The sequence below is a fragment of the Campylobacter gracilis genome, assembly GCF_018374135.1.
Classification (GTDB): Bacteria; Campylobacterota; Campylobacteria; order Campylobacterales; family Campylobacteraceae; genus Campylobacter_B; species Campylobacter_B gracilis_A.
On record NZ_JAHAFS010000016.1, the window covers coordinates 37,307 to 55,895 of the forward strand.

Genomic DNA, 18,589 nt, shown 5'->3' on the forward strand with positions numbered 1-18,589 from the left:
GCGACGCACCGGCACACATTTGTATGCGAAATTTTAAAATTCCGCGATTTATTTGAGTTCGACTTTAGCGCCTGCTTCTTCAAGTTCTTTTTTAGCCTTCTCGGCGTCTTCTTTGTTAAGTCCCTCTTTAAGAACGGACGGAGTAGCCTCGGTAGCGTCTTTGGCCTCTTTTAGACCAAGGCCCGTTAAGGCGCGAACAACCTTAATTACGTTGATTTTCTTATCACCTGCATCAAGCAATACGACGTCGAATTCCGTTTTCTCTTCAGCCGCTGCCGCGCCTGCGCCGCCAGCGCCTGCGCCGCCAGCTACCATAACCGGAGCTGCGCTTACGCCGAATTTTTCCTCGAATTCTTTAACTAACTCGCTAAGCTCTAGCACCGAAAGATTAGAGATATACTCTAAAACGTCTTCTTTTGAAATTGCCATTTTATTCTCCTAAATTTTAATTAAGCGCTAGCTTCTTTTTTCTGCTTAAGCGCATTGAGGCCGATCGTAAAATTTTGAATCGGCGCATTCCATACTTGAAGTAACATCGCGATAAGCTCGTCTCTCGAAGGCATCTTCGAAAGCGCTCTAACCTTATCTACGCCGGCTACTTCCCCATCGATATGAGCGGTCTTAAGCTTAAAAATTTCATTTTTCTCTTCAAATTTAGCCGCTACTTTACATACAGAAAGCTGCTCGCCCCATAAGAAGATATTGGTATCTTTAAAGCTAAGTCCGTTTTTTTCGGCATTTTTTAAAGCGATATTGGCTAGGGTATTTTTGATAACCCGAACCTTTACGCCCGCTTCGCGCGCGCTATTTCTAAGATCTTCAAGCTGCTTAACGCTAAGGCCTTTAAAATCGGAAATTACTATAGCTTCGCTAGCTTTGAAAGCCTCGCCAAGCTCCGCTACTATCTTTGATTTTTCGTCTCTCGTCATTAGGTCTCCTTTCCGATCGGTGATTTCAAGCCAAGCGATCGAAATTTTAAAATTTCGATCAATTAAGTTAAAAACCTTGAGCTATCTCCAATCTAAGATAAAAATTTAAAATTTTATTTTAAATCGATTATTTCTTGATTATCCAGTGTAACTGCAGGGCTCATAGTAAGTGAAAGCGATGCATGAGTTACGTATCTGCCCTTCGCAGTCGCTGGCTTATGCTTATTTATGGTTTTAATAAACGTCGTAAGATTGTCTAAAAGCTGCTCTTTGCTAAAGCTAGCCTTGCCAAGGCCTGCGTGGATATTTCCCTGCTTATCGACGCGGAAATTTACCTGTCCACCCTTAGCATTTTTAACGGCCTGAGCGACATCCATAGTAACGGTACCGGTTTTAGGGTTCGGCATAACGCCTTTTGGACCGAGAATACGACCTACCTTACCGACTAGTCCCATTAAATTTGGAGTAGCGATAAGAACATCGAAATTTATATTTCCTTTTTGGATCTCTTCGATTAGATCATCGGCGCCCACGATATCGGCGCCCGCTTCGCTAGCCTCGCTAGCTTTTGCGTCTTTTGCAATCACGGCTACGCGGACGCTCTTGCCAGTACCGGCAGGTAAAACGACCGAGCCGCGCACCATCTGATCGGCATGTCTTGGATCCACGTTTAGTTTAAGAGCGATCTCCACCGTCTCGTCAAATTTAGCAGAAGCTAGAGTTTTTACTGTGCTTACCGCTTCGTCTACACTATAAATTTTATTTACGTCAACTTTTTTTAAAAGTTCGTTGAATCTTTTTGAATTTTTTGGCATATATTTCTCCGCAATTAAAGTGCTACCGCTTTTTTAAACCTTAGCGGTCAAAAGGTCTAGTCAGTAACCGTAATACCCATAGAACGAGCCGAACCCGCTATAATCCTAGCCGCCTGCTCTCTATCTTTGGTATTCAGATCAGCGATCTTTTTCTCGACGATCTCTAAAACCTGAGCCTTAGTTAAGGACGCCACCTTCTTTTTAAGAGGGTTGTCCGAACCCTTATCTATCTTCGCCGCTTTTTTGATCAAATCCGTCGCAGGCGGTTGTTTAGTGATGAAAGTAAAGCTTTTATCAGCATAAACCGTGATGATAACAGGAATGTTAAAGCCCGCCATATCTTTGGTTCGCTCGTTAAATGCTTTGCAAAATTCCATAATATTAACGCCCTTTTGGCCTAGTGCAGGACCTACCGGCGGGCTTGGATTCGCTTTTGCGGCCGCTATTTGCAGCTTAATTTCGCCAACAACTTTCTTAGCCATAAATTTACTCCTTATAAAATTTAAATAATCTTTTCAACTTGCGAGTATGAAATTTCAATCGGCGTGCTTCGACCGAAGATTGAAACATTGAGGCGAAGCTTGCCGTGAATCATATCATACTCTTCTACGATGCCGTTGAAATTAGCAAAAGGTCCGTCGACGATCCTAACCGTCTCGCCCTCATCGAAATTAATCTTGGGCTTAGGAGCCTCGCGATTATTAATCTTTTCTAGAATTATTTCGATATCTTTTTCCGGTAACGCAGAGGGCTTTTTAGCCTCGCCAATAAAGCGACTGACCTTAGGCAGCATCTGAATTCTATGCCATAAAGTGGTATCCAGATCTAAATTTGCAAAGCAATACCCAGGATATAAGCTGCGCTCTTTAATGGTTTGCTTTGTATTTTTGACCTCTATAACATCTTCGGTAGGCACTAGCACTTCGCCGATCTTAGTCTCAAGCGCTTCGTCTTGCTTTAGCGCTTCTATCGCGCGCTTTACCGCCATCTCGCTGCCGGCGTAAGTTTGTATCGCATACCATTTATTTGCCATATTGCGATCCTTACTTAGGCCGTTATCAAAGCGGACATAATAAGATCCACTAACGCTAAAAACAGTGCGATAACTACGACTACGACGACTACAGAGATATATGCTGTTTTAGTTTGATCTTTAGTCGGGAAAATTACCTTATCTAACTCTACTTTTGCTTGTTTATAATACTCTTTTACTTTTTCCATACCCAATCCTCGTGGCAGGGCAAGAGGGATTCGAACCCCCAACCATCGGATTTGGAATCCGGCGCTCTACCGTTGGAGCTATTGCCCTATAACATTAGCCTTTTAACTTGACTTCTTTATGAAGCGTGTGCTTTTTTAATCTAGGGCAATATTTTTTAAGTTCTAGTTTTTCGGTCGTAGTTTTGCTATTTTTATAAGTAGTATAGTTAATATCGCCACTTTCGGAGCATTTTAATCCGACCTTTACTCTACTTGAATTCTTTGCCATTTGGTTTCCTTGAATAAAAAAGCAAGCGGAATTTTATAAAATTCCGCTTGCAAAAAAATTAAGCGATGATTTTCGAAACGACGCCTGAGCCTACGGTGTGACCGCCTTCGCGAATCGCGAAGCGAGTACCTTGCTCAAGAGCAATTGGAGCGATTAGCTCAACGGTAATCTTAACATTATCGCCAGGCATTACCATCTCGGTTCCCTCAGGAAGAGTAATCGAACCGGTAACATCTGTCGTACGAACGTAAAACTGCGGTCTATAATTATTAAAGAATGGAGTATGACGTCCGCCTTCTTCTTTAGTTAGGATATAAACCTCGCCCTCAAATTTAGTATGAGGAGTGATCGATTTTGGTTTGCATAAAACCATACCGCGCTCTACTTCCTCTTTCTTAGTACCGCGCAATAAAACACCTACGTTATCGCCGGCTTCACCTTGATCCATCTCTTTTCTAAACATCTCAACGCCAGTGACGGTAGTAGTCTGAGTAGGCTTAATACCTACGATCTCGATAGTATCGCCAACTTTAACGATACCTTTTTCGATTCTACCGGTTACAACGGTACCGCGACCGGAAATCGAAAAAATATCTTCGATCGGAAGAAGGAAATCTTTGTCGGTATCGCGAACAGGGGTTGGAATATAGCTATCAACCGCATCCATAAGCTCCATAATCTTTGCAGACCATTCGCCGTCTTGTCCGGCTTTCGCTTCCTCAAGAGCCTTAAGAGCAGAGCCCTTAATGATTGGGGTCTCGTCGCCAGGGAATTTATACTCTTTTAAAAGATCTCTAACTTCCTCTTCAACTAGCTCTAAAAGATCCGGATCATCGACCATATCGGTTTTGTTTAGGAAAACTACGATATAAGGAACGCCTACCTGGCGAGAAAGCAAGATGTGCTCGCGAGTTTGAGGCATAGGGCCATCCGCAGCAGAAACAACTAAAATAGCGCCGTCCATCTGAGCCGCACCGGTAATCATATTTTTTACGTAGTCGGCGTGGCCAGGGCAGTCAACGTGAGCATAGTGACGCTTCTCAGTCTCATATTCGATGTGAGACGTAGCGATAGTAATACCGCGCTCTTTTTCCTCTGGAGCGTTGTCGATATTGTCGTAGTCTTTTAGCTCGGCTAGACCCTTCCTGGAAAGAACAGCAGAAATAGCAGCTGTCAAAGTAGTCTTACCATGGTCAACGTGACCGATGGTACCAATGTTTACGTGTGGCTTGTTACGATTAAATTTTTCTTTAGCCATCATATCCTCCGTTATTGATTTGTGGATTACACAACAAACTAAGCGACTCTATTTTATGGAGCTCATAGCGGGACTTGAACCCGCGACCTCTTCCTTACCAAGGAAGTGCTCTACCTCTGAGCCATATGAGCCTAAACTCAGGCAAAGAGAAATCGCTACCAATACCCAACAATGCGACCAAAATTTAGATTATGTAAGCATATAAAAGCAGTTAAGTTTTACAGCTCCCAGTAAACCTAAATGGTGGAGCGGGAAACGGGGCTCGAACCCGCGACCCTCAGCTTGGAAGGCTGATGCTCTAGCCAACTGAGCTAATCCCGCATCAAAAATTCATGGTGGTGAGACGTGGATTCGAACCACGGAAGGCAAAGCCAGCAGATTTACAGTCTGCCCTCGTTGGCCACTTGAGTATCTCACCCTTTGATGAAATCTGGTCAAACACTGTTACAAAAAAATGGAGCTGGTGGACGGGATCGAACCGCCGACCCACTGCTTACAAGGCAGTAGCTCTACCAGCTGAGCTACACCAGCATTTTGAAATTGAAGTGGCAATTATAACCGAAAAATCCCCAATTGTCAAGGCTAAAACAGCCTATTTTAAAATTTCATAAAATTTCTGCTATAATGCGCGCAATTTTAAATTTTAAGGAATTTTATATGAAAATCGTACCTTGGATCATAATAGTTTTTATGATTTATTTGATTTATTATTTTATCTCCCGCTCCGAAAAGCGTCTAAATACCCTTGAAAAGCGCCTAAATAAGATAGAAGAAAACTTAAGCGAGATAAAAAAGGCTACCGAAGCCAACAGGCTCTTGATCGAAGAAGCAAAGCTGGACTCTGAAGATGACGCAAAAGAGCAAGAATAAAATTAAATTTAAATCCATGATCTCGCTAGCTTAGCCTTTTTGCCAAATATCTCGTGCTGAAAATTGTGAGTATATTTTATGCATACTTTGGCATTTTTGAAAGAAATTTTGCCGCAACGTCGAAACCACGAAGTGCAAGAAGCTCATACGTAACTACTTCTTAAATTTTACGAAATTTAAAATTTGCGCTTTAATCCTGCAACGCTAAGCAAATCCACGCGAATTAATAAATCAAAATTCCAGCCATTAGCCGCAAATTCCATAGAATTTCAAATAATACCGCGTAAAATTAGAATTCCTGCCAAAATCCATCCCTCAATTCAACTTCTTAAAATTTTGCGCAAATCCATCAGCTAAAATTCTAAACTACAAAATTTTAGTATTTAAAATCATATTAATCAACCCCACCGCAGCAGCAAAGCCTATGGGTTCACACTGCACGCCACTTCAGGCTGATATATCCGAAAGCTTAAAAGTGTAGACCATAAGCTCTAAAAGCTAACGATAAAATTTAATCATAATTTTTAAAAACCAAAATTTCAAAAGCACGGAATTTTGTCCCAGGATGTGAATTGAGTAAAAAGCTAACGAAACGCAGGAATTTCACAAATGTTAAATTTTATCCATTGGAATTTTCCTCACTCATAAGCGCTTCAGCGATGAGCTCCAACGGATTTACGCACCTCGTCTGCGAGCTGCGTAAAGAAAGCGAATTATTTAGCTGCATCCTGCACGCACTGCACTCGGCAGAAACTACGCGCACAGGCAGATCTGCCATTGCACGCGCCTTAGCTAATCCCACTGCGCGCGCGAGCTCGTAGCGCTCGGTTTGCATCGTCACGCCGCCAAATCCGCAGCATTTATTAGGCTCATCCATCTCGGTTATTTCGTAGTTTTGAGCGAGCAAGCCGCGCGGTTCTTTCCAAATACCCTGCATTTTGCGGGCATGGCACGGATCGTGATAAGTAATCGCTAAAGCCCTTTTGCCGCGGCGCATCAAAAGATCACTTAAGTTTGTAAATTTATAAAAGTATTCGCTCGCCATAAAAATTTTACTCGCAAGCTTTTGCGCACGGGCTTTCCATTGCGGCTCGTTTTCAAAAAAATGCGCGTAATCCACCCGCAGCATTGCAGAGCACGTAGCCTCGGGCACTATAATCGCATCAAGAGCAGGCAGAGCTTTTTCGAAATATGCTATATTAAATTTTGCCACGCGTTCAACCGCCGCAAAATCTCCCGTAAAATACGCAGGGGCGCCGCAACAGGCTTGTTCCTTCATTAAATTTACGTTTAGCTTTAGCGCTCGCGCGATATGTAAAACCGCCTCGCCTACGCCCGTGTAGGCGTAGTTTGCCATGCAGCCTATAAAAATTCCAATAGTTTTTTCGCCGCCGTTGTCGATAAATTCTGCATGAGAGTTCATAAAGCTCTTTTTCGCAGGAGCAGGCAGCAGGCGCTCTTTTTTAAGTAGTGGCAAGTCAAATCTAGGCGACATAGAGCTTTGCGTATCTTTTCGCATCTTAAAGCCACAGCTAAGAAACACGTATCCAAGCGCTGCTGCTAGATCCAGCGCTTTGCGGTGCCCGAGCAGCCAAAACGCAGCTTTTTTGTACCACGCGATGCCAAATTTTTCCGCAATGCGCGCGCGAACATTCTCGATTGCCGTATCTATGGGCAAAGACTCGCCGCAAATATCTACGCAGTTGGCGCATAAAAAGCAGCTTTCAAAAATTTTCTTAGCGTTTTTATCAAGCTTTAGCTCATTTCTGCCGTAAGCGCCCAAAAGATCCACAAATCCGCGTGGGCTCGTTACTTCATCGCCGTTAATGCCATGAATCGTGCAGACTTGGATGCATTTACCACATTTTACGCAGCGCTCGCTAAGTGCCGCAAAATCGAACGCTCCAAGCTTTGCCTTACTCATAGCCGCGCCGCTTAAACGGTTTTAGAAAAGCGCTTTTCGCCTAAATTTTTACCCATATACTCATCAAAGCACATCGCGATATTGCGGATCAAAAGCGTGCCGGTAGGCGTTACCGAAATTCTATGCGGCGAGACTTGTACGAAATCCTTTAGCGCCTCAAGCTGTTTTAGGCTAGCGCCAAAATGCTCGAAAAATTTTATCTTAAATTTCTCCTCGATCGCCTCTATATCGACGCAGAAATTACTCATCAGCCCCATAATCACCTCTTTACGCAGCAGATCCTCTTCATTTAGCAAAACGCCCCTGCAATACGGCAGCCTACCCGCATCGATCGCAGCCTCGTAAGCGTCCATATCTTTGAAATTTTGCGCGTAGTGGCGCGCGCCCTCGCCGATGCTAGTTAGCCCGATGCCGATCAAATCGGCGCCGCCCTTGGTCGTGTAGCCCTGAAAGTTACGGTGCAGCGAGCCGTTTTTAAGCGCGGCATGAAGCTCGTCTGCGGGCTTTGAGTAGTGATCCATGCCGATCATCTCATATCCGTTCGCGCTCAAAAAATCGTGGGTAAATTTTAAAATTTCAAGCTTCACCTTGGGCTCGGGCAGAGTCGTTTCGTCAAATTTACGCATAGATTTTTTTATCCACGGCACGTGCGCGTAGTTAAAGATCGCGAAGCGGTCCGGATCAAGCGAAAGCGCAAGCTCCAGCGTGCGCCTAAAGCTAGCTAGGCTCTGATACGGAAGACCATAGATCAGATCCATATTTATCGATTTTATCCCCCTCTCGCGAGCCGTGGCTATGACCTCCTGCGTAAGCTCAAAAGGCTGAATGCGGTGGATCTCCTTTTGCACCTGCGGATCGAAGTCCTGCACGCCGTAGCTGATGCGGTTAAAGCCATTTGAAACGAGCACGTCAAGCTGCTCGGCGTTTAAAAATCGCGGATCAATCTCACAGCTGATCTCGGCTTCGGAGCTGAAGTTTTTAAAATATTTTTTGATATTTTTTATGTGGCGCGCGAGCTGTTCGGCGCTAAAATATGTAGGCGTGCCGCCGCCGAAGTGCATCTGCACGACCTGGCGCGAGCCGTCCACGACGCCGCTTAAAATTTGCATTTCGCGCTCGATATAGTCCAAATACCGATCCATCTTGTCGCGCTTGCCCGTGTAGATTACGTTGCAGCCGCAAAAATAACAGGCGGAGCGGCAAAACGGCATGTGAAAGTAAAGCGACAGCGGCGTGGAGCTTTTCTGATTTTTCAGCTCGTTCAAATATCCGTCGTAGCTGAAATTTTCGCTAAATTCCAAAGCGGTCGGATAGCTCGTGTAGCGTGGTCCTGGACGCGAAAATTTCGCGTAAGCGTCGAAGTCTATGCTATTCACGGCCGCCCGCCTTGGCTTTGATAAGCTCTTCGATGTCGATGAAAAGGTTCGGATGCAGACTTTTTACGCGCGAAACGACGGCATCTACGTCTAAGCTTAATCTTTTCGCACTCGGATTTGCGCCCGTTAGCCTTCTGATCTCGTCCATACACACGATCCATGCGTCGCCGAAATCCACCGGCGTATGCTGCAAAATCGAGCGCTCAAGCTTGAGGTTAAAATTTTCCTGCATCGCGTTTTTGGTCGCGGCGATGAGATTTGCAAGCGATTTTATCGAGATCATCGTGTGCACTTCGTTATTTTCGTCGATGCCGAACCACGGCTCCTCATCGCTCCACGAGCCGCTTTTTAGAGTGAGTTTTTTCTCGTTGTCTTCGCCCTGCGAAATTTCAAAAACCGTCCTTTTCGAGCTATCCAGCCCGAAAAATTCGCTCGCTTTGTCGATCTTTTTTAGCGCTTTATCTTTTTCTTCCATGCGTTCTCCTAAAATTTATCTTTTTTGATCCAGCCAGACCATAACGCCCTTTTGCGCGTGCAGGCGATTTTCCGCTTCTGCAAAAATTTCATCCGCGTGCGCTTCAAACACGGTCTCGCTTACCTCATATCCGCGGTACGCCGGCAAGCAGTGCAAAAAGATCGCGCCGCTACCTGCTAGAGCCATTAAGCTTTCATCCACGCAAAAGCCCGCGAAATCGCGAATTCTTTGCTCCTTTTCCGCTTCTTGCCCCATCGAGACCCAAGTATCGGTCGTCACGACGTTTGCGCCCGCTACGGCTTCTTTTATATCGTTCGTTATTAAAATTTTAGCACCTGAAATTTTAGCATTTTCTTGCGCCTGCGCTAGTATCTGCGGATCAGCCTCATAGCTCACAGGCGTCGCTATTCGCAGCTCAAAGCCAAGCCTGCTAGCAAGCATCAACCACGAGTGCGCCATATTGTTACCGTCGCCCACGTACGCGGCTTTTATCTTTGGAGTTTCAATACCGCGCTCCACGATCGTCATTAGATCCGCCATTAGCTGCACGGGATGAAATTTATCGCTTAGCCCGTTTATCACCGGCACGCGGCTAAATTCCGCGAGCTCTATTAGCGTCTCGTGGCGATTTACGCGCGCCATGATTAGATCGCACATTCGCGAAATCACGCGCGCGGTGTCTTTGATCGGCTCGCCTCGCCCGAGCTGGATGTCGCGACTGCTCAAAAATAACGCGTGCCCGCCTAGCTCGTTCATCCCTACGTCGAAGCTAACGCGCGTTCTAGTAGAGCTTTTTTCAAATATCATCGCCAATTTTTGATCTTTCAAATATGGCTTAAAATTTCGCGCCTTCGCCTCTTTTTTTATCTCAAAGGCTAAATTTAAAATTTCGATTATCTCGTCTTTACTAAAATCGTTTAACGTAAGAAAGTGCCTCATATCGCTCCTTTATCTTTTATAAATTTACTAAAAAATTCTTTTAAATCACCTTTCGTCATATCGCCCATAGCCACCTTTACGACTATGTCCTCCATCGCCGCATAAAATTCCTCGTCGTCCAAAACTATAGAATTTGCCAACAAAAACATATCGGCTAGCAAAATCGCCGTCCTTTTATTGCCGTCGGTAAAAGGATGAAATTTTATGCACGAATGCGTCAAATGCGCGAGTTTATCCGCCATAGTAGGATAATACAGATCGTTTTTTATATTCTGCAACGCAGACGATAAATAGCTAAGCGAAGTTTTATTATAACCCTTGCTTCCGCCTATTTTTTCCAGCATTTTATCGTGGATAAAAATAGCCTGATGCAGCGTTAAATATTTCATTTGTCTTTTTCATTTATCCTTTAAGCGCTCAAAAACAGCCCTATTGCTCGGCTTATCCAATTTCACAATAACGGCGCTCGAAAGCTCGCCAAAATTTTCTATATACTCATCCCTATTTTCGGGCAAAATTTTAGCTTCAAATTTCATCTTTTTTGCCAGCTTCATCACGGCATCCAAGACGGCTTGCATTTCATTACTTTTAATTTCGAGTGCCACTTTATTCATCGCTAGCCCCTGTTTAAAATTTCCGCGATCTCTTTGGCGTGATAGGTGATGATCATATCAGCACCCGCGCGCCTTATGCCTATCATCGTCTCCATCATCACGCGCTCATAATCGATCACACCCGCCTTCTTGCCCGCCTGCAACAGCGAGTATTCGCCGCTTACGTTATACGCGCAGATCGGCAGTAGCGTGCGCTCCCGCAGATCTCTGATTAGATCCAGATATGCAAGCGCGGGCTTTATCATCAAGATGTCCGCTCCCTGCGCCTCGTCTTGCAGGCTTTCGTTGATCGCCTCAAATCTATTTGCGGGATCCATCTGGTAGCTGCTGCGATCGCCGAAACTCGGTGCGCTCTCCGCCACGTCGCGAAACGGCCCGTAGTAGCCGCTGGCAAATTTCGTCGAATACGCCATAATCGGCAAATTTTCAAATCCGCCGCGATCAAGCGCTCCTCGCAAAATCTCGATAATGCCGTCCATCATACCGCTAGGCGCGATCATGTCCGCACCCGCTTTGGCGTGGATGAGCGCCTGCTGCGCCGAAATTTCAAGCGTCGCGTCGTTATCCACCGTCTGATGCACATGATCGATGATGCCGCAGTGTCCGTGGTCGGTATATTCGCAAAAGCACAGATCGGTGATGACGAGTAAATTTGGAAATTTAGCCTTTATAGCGCGTAGCGAAGTCGCGATGATGCCGTCCTCGCTTAGCGCATCCGAGCCGATGCTGTCCTTTAGCGAAGGAATTCCAAAAAGTAAAATTTTATCCAAACCAAGCGATATGAGGGCCTCGCACTCTTGTAAAATTTCATCCAAGCTCATCTGAAATACGCCCGGCATCGAGGTGATCTCCTTTTTAATGCCGCTTCCTTCCACCACGAAAAGCGGATAGATTAGAAAGCGGGTTTGCAGATCGGTTTGTCGCACCAGATCCCTAAGCGCGGGGTTTATTCGTAGGCGTCTAAATCGTTTAAACATTATTTTTCCTTTTTTAGCTAGAATTGTGAGATTTATAATATCACAATCGGAGTAAATTTAAGCATGGATATAAAAATTTCAGAGGTCGCAAATCTCCCCTCCCGCTTCGGAAGCTTCCGCGTTCAGTCGTTTAAGCAAGGCGAGAAAGAGCATCTAGTGATATTTAAGCAACCTTTGGAGGGCGTCGTAAACGTGCGGATCCACTCGGAGTGCCTTACCGGCGATGCGATCGGCAGCCTAAAGTGCGACTGCCGCGACCAGCTCGAAGCAAGTCTAAAATATATCGAAGAGCACGGCGGCATGGTGATCTATCTGCGTCAAGAGGGGCGCAATATCGGGCTTTTTAATAAAATCAACGCCTACGCTCTGCAAGATCAGGGCTTCGATACGATCGAAGCAAACCATCAGCTCGGCTTCAAAGCGGACGAGCGCACCTACGAGATCGTGGATTTCATACTCGCTCATTTTGGAATTTCACGCATAAATCTGCTTACGAACAACCCGCAAAAGCTGCACGATCTAAAGGTAGAAGTGGTCGCGCGCGTGCCGATAATCATCACGCCTAATAAATTTAACGAAAACTATCTGCGCGTCAAAAAAGAGCAGATGGGGCATCTGCTGTGAAGCTTGCGCCGGGCGAGAGCTTTGGCGAGCAGATCGCTAAATTTAAAGCCTGTCTGCAAAAATTTAACCGCGTCCATAGTCTCACAAATTACGATGATTTGGACGCGGTGGTGCGCGACAGCCTAAGCGGAGCGAATTTCATACCGCGCTATCCGCACGTCGCGTGCGACATCGGCTCGGGAGCGGGGTTCCCCGGGATTTTTTTAGCGCTTGCGCTGCCGCTGTGCGAGTGGCATCTGTTTGAGCCAAATCAAAAAAAAGCGGCGTTTCTAACCTACGCGAAGGTTAGCCTTGCTCTAGCTAACGTAAAAATCCACGCCGAGCGCGTGCAAGACGGCGCAAAGCTGCGCGCCGATCTGATAAGCTCACGAGCGCTAATGAGCGCGCGAAGTTTAGTCGAAATTTGCCGCGGCTTTTACGATGAAAACACGACGTTTTTGCTCTACAAAGGCTCGGGCGCAGAGATGGAAGCAGCAGAATTCCGCAAGGAATTTACGAGCGCACACTGCGAAATTTTTAGCGGCGAAAACGCTTTGAAAAATAGAAAATTTTTAGTGATCAAAGGGGTGAAATAATGGGAAAAATTCTAGCCGTCGCCGTTATCGCGGCGCTCATATATTTTTTGATAGTGCCTAGATTTCGCATAAAGAAAAAGGACGATGCGACCGAGCTTCTGGCGTGCGACGAGTGCGGGACGTACTTTAGCAACGACGAGCTTGCTCTGCGCGATAAAAAGCGCCTTTGCAAATCCTGCGAAGCCAAACTAAGGGGTGGCAAATGATCATCCTAGGCCACGCGCTCGTGCCCTACGAGCCGCTGTATCTCATCAAAAACGGCGACGGAGTTTTCAAATACGACAATCTGCTCTTTAAATTTAACGACAGGCTAATCGCCGCCGCGCAAAAGGCGCAGAAAAAATTTAGCGTTATTACGAACGATATAAATGAAATTTTACTCGCAAACGGCGCAGGCGCGCGCTTCATCGTCGTGGATAAAAAATCCGCCGCAGCCGCGCAAAAGCTAGCAAACGATTATCTTTTTGACGCCAAGATCGCGATGTTTATCGGCTCTGCGCGGGCGTTAAAAAACTTAGCCGAGCTCGGAATCGATGCGGCGATCTTTAAAGACGCGATCGCAAACGCGCCCAAATCGCTACTTGCAAGCATCGGAGATAGCGTAGGCTCAAAATTTCACTTCGGACTTCCGAAAAAAGATGAAATTTTCGGCGGCGCGCAAAAGCTCGCGGATAAAATTTCGGCTCTGGATAAAAAGCTAAGCGCGCCCGCAGCCGGCAAAAACGACGATATTTGGAAAAAATAGCAAAATCCTAAGCGAATTTGTTCGCGGAGTGCAAAATTTCTATGACTCACACGAATTAAAATTCCGCGCATAATTTTGCCTAGCCTCGCGGCTTAGAATTTAACGCGAGATTTCGCCTGCTTACGCGGATCGGAATTCTACGCGGAATTTTGCCCTCTTTCGTAAATTGGAATTCTGCGCGAAATCCCACGCGTCCTCTGCAAAATTTTCTCGCTTACTCAATTTAAAATTTTACCCGCTCGGATAGATTTAAATTTTACGTAGAATTTCGCCTGTCCTCGCGGCAAGAAATTTCAAATAAAATTTTATCCTCCCGCGCGATGCGAAATTTTACTAAATTTTCTACGCGCGATATAAAATCTATGTAAATTTTACTCGCGCGATTAACGTAAATAAAATTCCGTACCTGCCTGCGCTTCATAGAATTTCGCGCAAAATTTACTCACAGAGATGATATAAATTCCTAGCCATTGTTTTAAATTTTACTCGCGTTTTAGCTGCTTTTATATGCACGGTAAGGATTTTTTAAAGCTAAAATTTTATATAATTATGCGTTTCAAAAAGGCATATTTTGAGTACTAAATTCTTTCTAGCGATCCTCGCGATAGGCGTTATAATGGGGCTTTGCGCGGGGCTTTTAAACTTCGGCATCAACGAAATTGAAACTTTTGCTTTCGGACATAATGATGAGGAATTTCACATTATCACAGAGCAAACCACTGCGCTTAGGCGCTTTCTTAGCGTCCTCGCAGCCGGCGCAATCGTAACTTTAATTAGAATTCTGCTAATAAGACTAAAACTCTTTTTAAACGTAGCTTCGATGATGGATGGGCAAAATCCGCCGTTTTGGCAAAATTTAATCCACTCGGTTTTGCAGCTTGCAGCCATCGCCCTGGGCGCACCGGTAGGCAGCGAGGCTGCTCCGCGCGAGCTGGGTGGCTTATTTGCAGCTAAAATTTGCCGTGCCTTAAATATCGGCGGAGACGAGCTTCGGCTATTTGTCGCATGCGGCGCGGGAGCTGGACTGGGCGCTGCATATAACGTCCCGTTAGCGGGCGCGCTTTTTAGCCTAGAAATTTTGCTTAAAAGCTTCGATACTCGAGCGATTTTGTGCGCCTTTGCCACAAGCGCGGTGGCTACAGCTACGGCAGAATTCGGAGCTTCAAAAGAAATTTATTACGCAGTTTCAAACTTCGCTCCTACCCCACAGAATTTACTCGCAGCGGCGCTAATCGGGCTTGTCACGGGGGTCGCAGCAAAATACTTTCAAGACGGGGTGCGCTTGTGCGAAAAGCTGCGCATAAAAAGCCTTAAAATCGCGCTTACACTGCCATTTGCATTCTTGCTTACCGCGGCGATCGGCGCATACGTGCCTGAAATTTTAGGTAACGGGCGCTCCGCAGCGCAGTTTGCTTTCAACTCCGCATCCTTTAGCCCGTATTTGCTTGCGATCTTGTTTTGCAAGGCATTTTGCATTTTGATGATCTTTCGCTGCGGCGGATATGGCGGCACGCTAACGCCGAGTTTCGCGCTGGGCGCAGTTTTAGGGCTATGCGTAGGATTTGCGATCGGCGAAATTCTGCCTATTAGCCTAAGCGCAGCGGGGGTTTGCGGAGGGGCTGCCTTTTTAGCGATCAATCTAAACGCGCCGCTTTGTGCCTTTGCCCTAAGCGCAGGATTTTGCGGGCTAAATCTCAACTCATATTCGGTCGTCGTTTTTAGCATCGTATGCGCCGTGATCGCTAGAAATTTACTGACGAAAAATTTAGCGTAGTCTCGGCGCTGATAATTCATACGCTGCAAACATAAATCGATGGGCGCGACGATGATGGTCTGAAAACCTGCTGTCGCGCATAGAGTAAGCGCAGTAGGTCGCATCATTGGGCTAGGGCGAAGCCGTAAGGATATGCATCTAAGCTGATCGTTGGTAAATTTAAGATAAAATTTTGCCACTTTAACCAAAGGAGAAGACATGGGTTTACTTTCATTCGTAGCCGAAGCAGGCAAGAAACTACTAGGTCTAGGCGATGACGCCAAATCCGTAAAAGACGAGATCGCCGCCAATCTTAGCTCGACGCCGGTAGAGGGGCTAGAGGTCGAGGTGCAGGGCGACACCGTCAAAATCAGCGGCAACGCCGATAAGGAAACTCTCGAAAAAGCAGCCCTCATCGCGGGCAACACCGCAGGTATCAAAAACGTGCAGATCGAGGGCATTAGAGAGGATAGCGCCGAGAACTACTACACCATCGTAAAGGGCGATAACCTATCTAAAATCGCGAAGAAATTCTACGGCGACGCGAATAAATACAAGATTATTTTCGACGCCAACCGCGAGGTTATCAAGGACGCGAACCTAATCTATCCGGGGCAGAAGATCAGAATTCCAAAAATTTAAAGCTTACCGCTTTTGAATGCTGCGGCTTGATTTCGCAAGCCGCGGATTTTACTTTTGCGCGTATTGCGCTGCGTTTGTGCGAGCCGTGATTTTATCAGCCCGCGGCGCAGCGCGACTTTGGCGAGCCAAAATTTTACGAGTTAGCGAGGCGCCGCGGTTTTTTACGCTTTACAGAGTATGATTTTACAGACTGGCAGCGCGAGCACGGTTTTTGCAGGGCGTGATTTTAAGCTGGCTTTACGGCGCGGTTTTCAAACTGCGACTTTATAAGCCGACGGCACGGCATGATTGTGTGAGCTATAGATTTTACAGACTGCAGACTTGCGAGCCACGGATTTGCTTTTGTGAGACGGGTTTTGATTTTAAGCCGTAGCGCAGTTTTGCGAGCCGTACGACGGCAGATAGTAATTTATCCGCCGCACTTGTGCGCCGCCGCCCTATTTAAGAACATATAAAACGCTTTGAAATTCTATTTATAAAGAGCTAAATTTGGATAAATTTAAAATCAGCACTACGCTAGAAAAAGCCGAGTCTAGAGACTACGACAAATATCCGATAATCATCAAAGACAACTCGATAGAGATGATAAAGCTATACCTGCCGTTTCTATTTCTTTTAGATATTATTTCATACCTCTCTCCATATAGGCATCCCGGAGAGCTAACTAGGCGCCCAAAAGAGCTAGGAAGCTGCTATATTAAATTTAAAAATTCCGCTATAGAGTATTTTTCTACGAAGAAGAATTTAGTCCTGCTCGAAATAAAATTATCAAATATAGTGGGGATAAAACGAACCTTTGGGCCTTCCCAACTCCAATTGCCGACAATCACAAAAAAGTTTGTAATTAGCGTCGTTATGATCTACTTCGTTTTGATGTCTGCGGTTTTTTACTTTAAAGACTATGCGATAGCCCCGTTCGTAGTGCCGATAGCATTTGGGCTCGGCATTCTTCCGCTGCTGATTTTTAGATTAGTAAACGGGCTAGGGCTCGGACTGGATATGCTAAGCGGCGACAGTTTGATTATCTTCGATAAGCATTTCATTATCGACGCCTCGATTTTAACGAGCAGGGAATACCAGGAATTAAAGACCTATTTTCTGCTAAAAACGGGTAAAATTTTAGACAAAATCCAGCCGCAAATTTTTATATAGGCTAGGAGCAGGTTTAGAAGTAAAGCAAAAATTTGATAAGCAGCTAAGCGATAAACGTTTAGAAGATAGCCTCGTATGAAATCAAAATTTGATAAGCCTGGACGCGCCGAATTATCTTTTAAGAGTTAAAAATTTTTAGCAAAAATACCGCTTAAATTTTATTAAATCCAAATCCTCACATTCAGTTTTAAAATTTTAACGATACTCAAAAAGTTTAAAATTTCACTCTTTATCTCGCTTGCGGGGTCGCGGCGCAGCACGCTTTCATAGACGCTAGGCTCGAAATTATCGCGCTTAGTGTGCACGAAAATATGGATCCGCCGCTCTCTGATGCTCGCCCAGATCTGCGCCCCGAGCGCATCGCCCACCGCCAAAAACCGCTCCATAAATGCGGGGGTTAGCACGTACATCGCATTTTGCGGCTCGCCGCTAAGCACCTTGTAGCGCGCGGCAAACTCCACGTTGTCCATCGCAACGGGCTTTAGACCTACGTGCTGTTTATTTTGTATCTCGCGGGGATAGATGAAAACGGGCGCGATGATGCGTTTGTTAAATTCCGCTACGAAAAACGCCCCCACGAGCTCGTGCTGTAAATTTTGATGAAAAAAGCTCACATCGCTAAACTCGAAGCTCACCCCCTGCCACGCGCCGCCCACGCGGTCGTTGCCGCGCAGATTTTCGATGAACTCGAACAGATCGCTCTGCACCACGCGCCAAAACGGCACGCTGCCGTAGGAGACGTATTCGTAGCCGAGCTCGCGCACGAAAGGTGCCAGATAGTGCTGCTTGTAGCTTTGGCGGTATCGCCCCGTAAAGATATCTTGTGCGCTTCTTACGCCGAGCGCATAAAGCCGCGCCGCTAGCCACACCGCGAGCGCAAGTGCGGCTAAGCCTATCAACGCCTGCGGCAAGGCCGCGGAGTATTTGAAGATCAAAAACGAGATCGCGACCGCGCCGAACTTTAAGATATTTTCCGTGCCGATGAGATCCTTTTGCCAGCCGTTTAAGTGCACCTCTTTAAGGCTTACGGCGAGCGAGGCGACCGCCAGCAGCATAAGCATCGTCGCGCTAAAGCTCTGCGCGCCCTGCCTATCTGCGAAATACGCGATAGCGCCGAACACCGCAAACAAGACGATCGTGCTTACGACGACAATAAACTTTAGCTGCTCCACGTGCTTTTTCGCATCCAGCCTCAGGCGCTCCAAATCATAAATAGTCAAAATTTCGTCCCTCTTTAAATTTGCCCGCAATTTTAGCTAAATTCTAGGAATTTTGGAATTTCAAAGCTCGCTCGTCCGCACATAAGGCGAGTTTTTTATATGAATTTTACACAGCGCCCCCAAATTTAAGGATAAATTCAAAACTCTAAGTTTAAAATTCCGTCCTAGCGAGGGCAGTGCGCAGAAGTGGAATTTCGCATAAAAGCGGCGCC

At 45.9% G+C, this 18,589-nt stretch carries 24 protein-coding genes and 5 tRNA genes; 8 read left to right on the forward strand and 21 right to left on the reverse strand.

Features of this window, described 5'->3' with window-relative positions:
• Positions 1 to 48: 48 nt before the first annotated feature.
• From rplL to KH703_RS08215, 13 genes are all read right to left on the reverse strand, one after another.
• Positions 49 to 429, reverse strand: coding sequence for a 50S ribosomal protein L7/L12 (rplL, locus tag KH703_RS08155; RefSeq protein ID WP_177386842.1), 381 nt, complete (start codon positions 427 to 429; stop codon positions 49 to 51).
• A gap of 20 nt (positions 430 to 449) precedes the next feature.
• Complete coding sequence (gene rplJ, locus KH703_RS08160; protein ID WP_295152864.1) at positions 450 to 929, reverse strand: 50S ribosomal protein L10; 480 nt, start codon at positions 927 to 929, stop codon at positions 450 to 452.
• Between the two features lie 113 nt (positions 930 to 1,042).
• The gene (gene rplA, locus KH703_RS08165; protein ID WP_291939398.1) at positions 1,043 to 1,744 is read right to left on the reverse strand and encodes a 50S ribosomal protein L1; all 702 of its coding nucleotides are present in this window, start codon (positions 1,742 to 1,744) and stop codon (positions 1,043 to 1,045) included.
• 56 nt (positions 1,745 to 1,800) lie between these two features.
• Entirely contained in the window at positions 1,801 to 2,226 is a 426-nt protein-coding gene (gene rplK, locus KH703_RS08170; protein ID WP_005872629.1) for a 50S ribosomal protein L11, read from the reverse strand.
• A gap of 20 nt (positions 2,227 to 2,246) precedes the next feature.
• Entirely contained in the window at positions 2,247 to 2,777 is a 531-nt protein-coding gene (nusG, locus tag KH703_RS08175) for a transcription termination/antitermination protein NusG (protein WP_304295384.1), read from the reverse strand.
• Between the two features lie 14 nt (positions 2,778 to 2,791).
• A complete protein-coding gene (gene secE / locus KH703_RS08180; RefSeq protein ID WP_005872632.1) occupies positions 2,792 to 2,965 on the reverse strand; it encodes a preprotein translocase subunit SecE in 174 nt (57 codons plus the stop codon).
• A 12-nt stretch (positions 2,966 to 2,977) separates the two neighbouring features.
• Positions 2,978 to 3,053: transfer RNA gene (locus tag KH703_RS08185), tRNA-Trp, on the reverse strand.
• 6 nt (positions 3,054 to 3,059) lie between these two features.
• Positions 3,060 to 3,233 (reverse strand): 50S ribosomal protein L33, encoded by a 174-nt coding sequence (gene rpmG, locus KH703_RS08190; RefSeq protein ID WP_005872634.1) that lies wholly within the window; start codon positions 3,231 to 3,233, stop codon positions 3,060 to 3,062.
• A 58-nt stretch (positions 3,234 to 3,291) separates the two neighbouring features.
• On the reverse strand, positions 3,292 to 4,491 hold the full coding sequence (gene tuf / locus KH703_RS08195; RefSeq protein ID WP_040304280.1) for an elongation factor Tu: 1,200 nt from the start codon (positions 4,489 to 4,491) through the stop codon (positions 3,292 to 3,294).
• Between the two features lie 56 nt (positions 4,492 to 4,547).
• A tRNA-Thr gene (locus KH703_RS08200) sits at positions 4,548 to 4,622 on the reverse strand.
• A 113-nt stretch (positions 4,623 to 4,735) separates the two neighbouring features.
• A tRNA-Gly gene (locus KH703_RS08205) sits at positions 4,736 to 4,812 on the reverse strand.
• A 12-nt stretch (positions 4,813 to 4,824) separates the two neighbouring features.
• Positions 4,825 to 4,909, reverse strand: a tRNA-Tyr gene (locus KH703_RS08210).
• 37 nt (positions 4,910 to 4,946) lie between these two features.
• A tRNA-Thr gene (locus KH703_RS08215) sits at positions 4,947 to 5,022 on the reverse strand.
• Positions 5,023 to 5,148: 126 nt separating this feature from the next.
• On the opposite strand from KH703_RS08215, the gene KH703_RS08220 reads away from it, so the two are divergent.
• Positions 5,149 to 5,361: a hypothetical protein gene (locus KH703_RS08220; RefSeq protein ID WP_297882846.1), complete on the forward strand. Its 213-nt coding sequence runs from the start codon at positions 5,149 to 5,151 to the stop codon at positions 5,359 to 5,361.
• A gap of 619 nt (positions 5,362 to 5,980) precedes the next feature.
• On the opposite strand, the gene KH703_RS08225 is transcribed toward KH703_RS08220, so the two are convergent.
• The 7 genes from KH703_RS08225 to hemB are packed head-to-tail and all read right to left on the reverse strand — an operon-like array spanning position 5,981 to position 11,666.
• Positions 5,981 to 7,285 carry a (Fe-S)-binding protein gene (locus KH703_RS08225; protein WP_304295385.1) on the reverse strand — a complete coding sequence of 435 codons (1,305 nt, stop codon included), beginning with the start codon at positions 7,283 to 7,285 and terminating at the stop codon, positions 5,981 to 5,983.
• Between the two features lie 11 nt (positions 7,286 to 7,296).
• Positions 7,297 to 8,661, reverse strand: coding sequence for an oxygen-independent coproporphyrinogen III oxidase (hemN, locus tag KH703_RS08230; RefSeq protein ID WP_304295386.1), 1,365 nt, complete (start codon positions 8,659 to 8,661; stop codon positions 7,297 to 7,299).
• Positions 8,654 to 9,136, reverse strand: a complete 483-nt coding sequence (locus KH703_RS08235) for a DUF2603 domain-containing protein (RefSeq protein WP_304295387.1) — start codon at positions 9,134 to 9,136, stop codon at positions 8,654 to 8,656. Before KH703_RS08235 ends, hemN begins: the two co-directional genes overlap by 8 nt.
• Positions 9,137 to 9,151: 15 nt before the next feature.
• Complete coding sequence (argF, locus tag KH703_RS08240; RefSeq protein WP_304295388.1) at positions 9,152 to 10,075, reverse strand: ornithine carbamoyltransferase; 924 nt, start codon at positions 10,073 to 10,075, stop codon at positions 9,152 to 9,154.
• Positions 10,072 to 10,464 carry a type II toxin-antitoxin system death-on-curing family toxin gene (locus KH703_RS08245; protein ID WP_304295389.1) on the reverse strand — a complete coding sequence of 131 codons (393 nt, stop codon included), beginning with the start codon at positions 10,462 to 10,464 and terminating at the stop codon, positions 10,072 to 10,074. Before KH703_RS08245 ends, argF begins: the two co-directional genes overlap by 4 nt.
• 9 nt (positions 10,465 to 10,473) lie before the next feature.
• Positions 10,474 to 10,689, reverse strand: a complete 216-nt coding sequence (locus KH703_RS08250; RefSeq protein WP_304295390.1) for a hypothetical protein — start codon at positions 10,687 to 10,689, stop codon at positions 10,474 to 10,476.
• Between the two features lie 2 nt (positions 10,690 to 10,691).
• The gene (gene hemB / locus KH703_RS08255; protein WP_304295391.1) at positions 10,692 to 11,666 is read right to left on the reverse strand and encodes a porphobilinogen synthase; all 975 of its coding nucleotides are present in this window, start codon (positions 11,664 to 11,666) and stop codon (positions 10,692 to 10,694) included.
• Positions 11,667 to 11,729: 63 nt separating this feature from the next.
• Here hemB and ribA point away from each other — a divergent pair, with 63 nt between their 5' ends.
• The 7 genes from ribA to KH703_RS08290 all read left to right on the forward strand — a co-directional run bounded on the left by ribA (position 11,730) and on the right by KH703_RS08290 (position 17,157).
• On the forward strand, positions 11,730 to 12,290 hold the full coding sequence (ribA, locus tag KH703_RS08260) for a GTP cyclohydrolase II (RefSeq protein WP_304295392.1): 561 nt from the start codon (positions 11,730 to 11,732) through the stop codon (positions 12,288 to 12,290).
• The gene (rsmG, locus tag KH703_RS08265) at positions 12,287 to 12,865 is read left to right on the forward strand and encodes a 16S rRNA (guanine(527)-N(7))-methyltransferase RsmG (RefSeq protein WP_304295393.1); all 579 of its coding nucleotides are present in this window, start codon (positions 12,287 to 12,289) and stop codon (positions 12,863 to 12,865) included. The genes ribA and rsmG overlap by 4 nt, the downstream gene beginning before the upstream one ends.
• Positions 12,865 to 13,071, forward strand: coding sequence for a hypothetical protein (locus KH703_RS08270; RefSeq protein ID WP_295153197.1), 207 nt, complete (start codon positions 12,865 to 12,867; stop codon positions 13,069 to 13,071). Before rsmG ends, KH703_RS08270 begins: the two co-directional genes overlap by 1 nt.
• Entirely contained in the window at positions 13,068 to 13,610 is a 543-nt protein-coding gene (locus KH703_RS08275) for a hypothetical protein (protein ID WP_304295394.1), read from the forward strand. Before KH703_RS08270 ends, KH703_RS08275 begins: the two co-directional genes overlap by 4 nt.
• A 571-nt stretch (positions 13,611 to 14,181) precedes the next feature.
• On the forward strand, positions 14,182 to 15,384 hold the full coding sequence (locus KH703_RS08280; protein WP_304295395.1) for a chloride channel protein: 1,203 nt from the start codon (positions 14,182 to 14,184) through the stop codon (positions 15,382 to 15,384).
• A gap of 198 nt (positions 15,385 to 15,582) precedes the next feature.
• On the forward strand, positions 15,583 to 16,005 hold the full coding sequence (gene lysM / locus KH703_RS08285) for a peptidoglycan-binding protein LysM (RefSeq protein ID WP_304295396.1): 423 nt from the start codon (positions 15,583 to 15,585) through the stop codon (positions 16,003 to 16,005).
• 489 nt (positions 16,006 to 16,494) lie between these two features.
• Entirely contained in the window at positions 16,495 to 17,157 is a 663-nt protein-coding gene (locus KH703_RS08290; RefSeq protein ID WP_304295397.1) for a hypothetical protein, read from the forward strand.
• Between the two features lie 161 nt (positions 17,158 to 17,318).
• Here KH703_RS08290 and KH703_RS08295 read toward each other — a convergent pair whose 3' ends face one another.
• Positions 17,319 to 18,377, reverse strand: coding sequence for a DUF3137 domain-containing protein (locus KH703_RS08295; protein WP_304295398.1), 1,059 nt, complete (start codon positions 18,375 to 18,377; stop codon positions 17,319 to 17,321).
• Between the last annotated feature and the right edge of the window lie 212 nt (positions 18,378 to 18,589).

Bases quoted from the DNA above. Each gene is read 5' to 3' on its own strand.
- rplA (WP_291939398.1), bottom strand. From the start codon at position 1,744: ATGCCAAAAAATTCAAAAAGATTCAACGAACTTTTAAAAAAAGTTGAC.
- rplL (WP_177386842.1), bottom strand. From the start codon at position 429: ATGGCAATTTCAAAAGAAGACGTTTTAGAGTATATCTCTAATCTTTCG.
- rplK (WP_005872629.1), bottom strand. From the start codon at position 2,226: ATGGCTAAGAAAGTTGTTGGCGAAATTAAGCTGCAAATAGCGGCCGCA.
- ribA (WP_304295392.1), top strand. From the start codon at position 11,730: ATGGATATAAAAATTTCAGAGGTCGCAAATCTCCCCTCCCGCTTCGGA.
- secE (WP_005872632.1), bottom strand. From the start codon at position 2,965: ATGGAAAAAGTAAAAGAGTATTATAAACAAGCAAAAGTAGAGTTAGAT.
- KH703_RS08245 (WP_304295389.1), bottom strand. From the start codon at position 10,464: ATGAAATATTTAACGCTGCATCAGGCTATTTTTATCCACGATAAAATG.
- KH703_RS08235 (WP_304295387.1), bottom strand. From the start codon at position 9,136: ATGGAAGAAAAAGATAAAGCGCTAAAAAAGATCGACAAAGCGAGCGAA.
- KH703_RS08220 (WP_297882846.1), top strand. From the start codon at position 5,149: ATGAAAATCGTACCTTGGATCATAATAGTTTTTATGATTTATTTGATT.
- tuf (WP_040304280.1), bottom strand. From the start codon at position 4,491: ATGGCTAAAGAAAAATTTAATCGTAACAAGCCACACGTAAACATTGGT.
- KH703_RS08250 (WP_304295390.1), bottom strand. From the start codon at position 10,689: ATGAATAAAGTGGCACTCGAAATTAAAAGTAATGAAATGCAAGCCGTC.
- KH703_RS08275 (WP_304295394.1), top strand. From the start codon at position 13,068: ATGATCATCCTAGGCCACGCGCTCGTGCCCTACGAGCCGCTGTATCTC.
- lysM (WP_304295396.1), top strand. From the start codon at position 15,583: ATGGGTTTACTTTCATTCGTAGCCGAAGCAGGCAAGAAACTACTAGGT.
- hemB (WP_304295391.1), bottom strand. From the start codon at position 11,666: ATGTTTAAACGATTTAGACGCCTACGAATAAACCCCGCGCTTAGGGAT.
- rplJ (WP_295152864.1), bottom strand. From the start codon at position 929: ATGACGAGAGACGAAAAATCAAAGATAGTAGCGGAGCTTGGCGAGGCT.
- rpmG (WP_005872634.1), bottom strand. From the start codon at position 3,233: ATGGCAAAGAATTCAAGTAGAGTAAAGGTCGGATTAAAATGCTCCGAA.
- KH703_RS08225 (WP_304295385.1), bottom strand. From the start codon at position 7,285: ATGAGTAAGGCAAAGCTTGGAGCGTTCGATTTTGCGGCACTTAGCGAG.
- KH703_RS08270 (WP_295153197.1), top strand. From the start codon at position 12,865: ATGGGAAAAATTCTAGCCGTCGCCGTTATCGCGGCGCTCATATATTTT.
- nusG (WP_304295384.1), bottom strand. From the start codon at position 2,777: ATGGCAAATAAATGGTATGCGATACAAACTTACGCCGGCAGCGAGATG.
- argF (WP_304295388.1), bottom strand. From the start codon at position 10,075: ATGAGGCACTTTCTTACGTTAAACGATTTTAGTAAAGACGAGATAATC.